Consider the following 3,677-nt stretch of genomic DNA (forward strand, 5'->3'; position numbering starts at 1 on the left):
ATCTTTATTGGAATCTGCCACCTTATTTGAAAAAAAGAGAGAGTGAAGCAAATCCCTATAAATATTACGAAAACATCTAATCTACCTACGTTTGTAATACCTATGAGGGGCCTTAGCCATTCTAGTAAAAGTAGAAATGCGCATGCATGCATGAAAAATCTGTTCATATCCAATTGTTTTTTTACCTGTAATGTTATCATTTGCTCACCTCAAAAAACACGTTTGTATATTGGTTTCCATAAACTACATTTACAAATATTTTTCGTTTTTGTAGAGTTTCTAGAATACTAAGTTCTCGATGCGATAGTTGATTCGCTTTTTCTTTTACGACAAACACCATTAATTTTCTATTTTTTATAGCAGCATAGTCAGCCGCCTTTTGAATATCGGGAGAAAGATCGCTTGTCACGAGTATAATCGTGACGGGCTCATAAATTTTTCTTAATTCCATTTCTACACTCCGGGAGAGCGGGAATACACTATCTGCGTGTACTTTCGCTAAATGACAAAAGATTTGATGCAACTGACTATCTCCATTGTCTAAAGGGAAAAAAGTTCGTTCTTTTCCGACAGATACGAATGACGCCGGTGAATTTTGCTTCAAGACAGATCTGACAATAGAGGCAGTAAATGTGACGACTGATTCGAATAGAGGGGATGGGGTTCTGTCCATGAATATCATAATATTATGGCTACGCTGTTGTTCAAACTCTTTCGTCATAATGTTGTTTGTTCGTGCAGTTGCTTTCCAATCAATCCATGAAAAGCGGTCACCAGGTTTATAGTCTCTCACACCGACAGAAATGGTAGAGTCTTTTACTAAATTTATATTTGCTGAAAGTGCCCCTTGTTCGAAATGATTTTCCATTTGTCGATACGTTATATCTACATACTGAGGATAGACTAAAAATGTATCTGGAACTGAAAATGTTACTTCCTTCTCCATCATGCCGAATAAATCACCAGTTTTGACTCGTACGCTTGAAAAAGAGTGCTCTCCTCTAGGGATTGTGTCAATTGCATATTGAAACGAAATATTTCGTTTCAATCCTGGAAAGAGTATTACTTTATTCATCTTCGTTTGTTTACAATTTGTAAATTGTGATGGCAGCACATCCTCTATAATTAAATAAAGTAAGGGAAAAGGAAAACTTCTTTTTATTGTAATCGTACTTAAAAATGGTTCTCCTGCTACATATTCGTCTTGATTTGTTATTCGTTTTACCTCGGCGTTCCGTAAAGCATAGAAGGGGAGTAATAGTGAATAAAGGCCAATAGGAATCATACTGTAAAACAAAAACCAACTTACAAATCCCCCTTGAAGCATAGCGTATACAAATGTTAAGACTAGGTATAACGGAATGAGTGATAACTTAGTAAAATGATAGAGTGCTCGTAGTATCCGTTTCATCAAAGGTCCATCTTCCTTTGAGTCGGTACGGTAGTTCGCGCAACGATTTTTGCGATAACTTGTTCACCTGTTATTCCTTCAAATTTTGCCTCCATTTTTAGAATGAGTCTGTGAGCCAATACGTAAGGGGCTAAAAATTTAACATCGTCTGGAATAACATAATTTCTACCATGGATAAAAGCATAAGCTTGTGAAGCTTTCATTAAAGCAATCGAGCCACGCGGACTTGCACCAAGTTGTATAGAACTATAAGAACGAGTCTGACTAACAAGCTTTACAATGTAATGCTTGATTGCTTTGTCCATGCTTATTTCCCGTACGCTCTGTTGTAAATAAAGTAATTCTTCTATTGTTGTAATAGCTTGTAAATGGGAGAGTAGATTCGTTTTTTCCATCCTGTTTAAAATTTCAAATTCTTCTTCTTGTGTAGGATACCCCATTTTTAGTTTCAATAAGAAACGATCGAGCTGTGCTTCTGGTAAAGGATATGTTCCTTCATATTCGACCGGATTTTGTGTAGCCATTACAAAGAATGGTTTTGGTAACGGTCTTGTTATGCCATCTATTGTAATATTACCTTCTTCCATACTTTCAAGTAAGGCAGACTGTGTTTTTGGAGATGTACGATTAATTTCATCAGCCAGTATAAAATTCCCCATGATTGGTCCAGGCTTGAACTCAAATTGGAGCTCTTTCGGATTATAAATAGAAACACCTGTTACATCTGACGGCAGTAAGTCAGGTGTGAATTGAATTCGCTTGTAATCCGCATCAATGGATTTAGAAAGTGCACGTACTAACATTGTTTTCCCAACGCCAGGCACATCTTCTAATAGCACATGACCTTCAGCTAAGAGAGCCGTCAAAGCTAAGATTGTTTCTTTTCTTTTTCCGACCATTATTTTTTCAATATTATTGATTATTTTTTCTACAGTGGGATGTAATGAATCAAGCTGGGGCATCGTAATCCTCCTAATGTTAGTATCGTTTTCCAATCTATTTAGTGGAAAATAGTATGTATCCATCTAATTGCGGGTAGTAAAGATTTTATCTTCAATTCTAAGAATATTCAGATTATTCACTCTGATTACATCTAGTATAATTGTTTCCGCAACTTAGGGCAATATGGTAAATAATGATTTGTAGTTTTATATAAAATATGTCTGGATATAAAATAGTATCGTTGGAGAAAATAAATTCCTTATTAAATCAGAGTCATCCTTCGATAACGTTAAGATCCATTGGAATTACTGGAGAACAAATCGAAGACAAATTAAAAACGTTCAAATTATAGTCGGTATAGATACGGGCTTTTTTCTTTAAGGGCGGAGGAGATATTCGGAATTTGTATTTGTCAGGTGCCTGAAACAGCGGCGCAAAATTTTAAATTTCAGGGCTTGAAGTCGAGAGTATATTCGTTGTATTTTGAACTCCTTTCATTTTTAAAAAAATAATAACGAAGACTAACGCCTTTTATATTAGTAGTAGCCTTCGTTATTATTTATTATGATATATATTTGTGTTTTATTTTCGTTACACTTTACCTCGTTATTTAGATTAAGTATTTAATTTTTTGTAGTTAGTATCTATCATTTATTAATTTTATTAATGATATTATTTATCCCCTCAAATAGTGCATCTTTGACTACTTCAGTATAATTACTATAATTATCATTTTTGTCGATTATTATATCCATGACTTGCTTTAACTTTCCATCAACTATAACTGTTAACCCTTGTAACTTTTCACCAGTCTGCTCATTTTCGAATTCCTCATTTAATATAGTTACTACATCTTTATTACTCATACTATTATCATCCTTATCCCGTTTAAATTATAGTGAAAATAGATTGTTATTAAACTCATCTATCCAATATTTTTCTGATTTAGGTATTAATTTAGTGAAATCTTCATATTTACCATTCCAATCTTTTGGTACATATTCTTCATATGATGCTGGTTCTGGAAACATTGAATATAGTATTTTATCATCAAAGTTAATTAATAAAACCGGACTAAAATCTAATAGATCTTCTCCTGCATGTTTACTTTTAATATTTTCAAGTAGTAAATAATTTAATTCCTCTTTAGTTGTGTTATATTTATTAATCCTTTGTAAAAATACTTCTACATTTTCATTATCTAATACTTTTATTCCATTTCTTTCTTCAGTTTCGTCATTATCTTCAATGCTTACACCTAAATTTTTATATGCATTATCTAACTTATTATAATCCAAAAACCATAGTTCTTTATCTGTTACAT

At 33.2% G+C, this 3,677-nt stretch carries 5 protein-coding genes; all 5 read right to left on the reverse strand.

Translation table 11 applies throughout. The annotated features are described in order from the left end of the window. A partial coding sequence (locus KI369_RS25285; RefSeq protein WP_212958066.1) for a hypothetical protein occupies positions 1-200 on the reverse strand: 200 nt, incomplete at its 3' end. Next, complete coding sequence (locus KI369_RS25290; RefSeq protein WP_212958069.1) at positions 197-1,411, reverse strand: DUF58 domain-containing protein; 1,215 nt, start codon at positions 1,409-1,411, stop codon at positions 197-199. The genes KI369_RS25290 and KI369_RS25285, both read right to left, overlap by 4 nt. Continuing rightward, positions 1,411-2,373, reverse strand: a complete 963-nt coding sequence (locus KI369_RS25295; protein ID WP_212958071.1) for an AAA family ATPase — start codon at positions 2,371-2,373, stop codon at positions 1,411-1,413. Before KI369_RS25295 ends, KI369_RS25290 begins: the two co-directional genes overlap by 1 nt. Positions 2,374-3,000: 627 nt before the next feature. Beyond that, positions 3,001-3,219 carry a hypothetical protein gene (locus KI369_RS25300; protein ID WP_000066138.1) on the reverse strand — a complete coding sequence of 73 codons (219 nt, stop codon included), beginning with the start codon at positions 3,217-3,219 and terminating at the stop codon, positions 3,001-3,003. 27 nt (positions 3,220-3,246) lie between these two features. After that, positions 3,247-3,677 (reverse strand): hypothetical protein (locus tag KI369_RS25305; RefSeq protein WP_212958073.1); only part of this gene is annotated, 431 nt, incomplete at its 5' end.

This window comes from Bacillus sanguinis (assembly GCF_018332475.1).
GTDB classification, from domain to species: Bacteria; Bacillota; Bacilli; order Bacillales; family Bacillaceae_G; genus Bacillus_A; species Bacillus_A sanguinis.

Excerpts from the sequence above, each read along its gene's own strand:
- KI369_RS25295 (WP_212958071.1), bottom strand. The coding sequence starts at position 2,373 with ATGCCCCAGCTTGATTCATTACATCCCACTGTAGAAAAAATAATCAAT.
- KI369_RS25300 (WP_000066138.1), bottom strand. The coding sequence starts at position 3,219 with ATGAGTAATAAAGATGTAGTAACTATATTAAATGAGGAATTCGAAAAT.
- KI369_RS25290 (WP_212958069.1), bottom strand. The coding sequence starts at position 1,411 with ATGAAACGGATACTACGAGCACTCTATCATTTTACTAAGTTATCACTC.